The organism is Salicola sp. AFF1, assembly GCF_056783195.1.
On sequence record NZ_JBXAYL010000248.1, the window covers coordinates 1 to 234 of the forward strand.

1 protein-coding gene is annotated in these 234 nt (G+C 68.8%); it reads left to right on the plus strand.

Translation table 11 applies throughout. The features are described from left to right. A partial coding sequence (locus AC1RQI_RS17535) for an acyl-CoA dehydrogenase family protein (RefSeq protein WP_481905884.1) occupies window positions 1–234 on the plus strand: 234 nt, incomplete at both ends.

Genomic DNA, 234 nt, shown 5'->3' on the forward strand with positions numbered 1-234 from the left:
GTCGATGATGCTGGTCGCCGCGCACGCGATGGACGAGGCCAATGCCGGTTCGGCGCAGGCGAGGGACCTGCTGCGCATCCTGACGCCGTTGCTGAAGTACCGCGCCTGCCGCGACAACATTCCGGTCGCGACAGGTGCGATGGAGGTGCGCGGCGGCAACGGCTACATTGAGGAGTGGGTGCAGCCGCGGCTGGTGCGCGATGCCCATGTCGGCGTGCTGTGGGAGGGCACCAG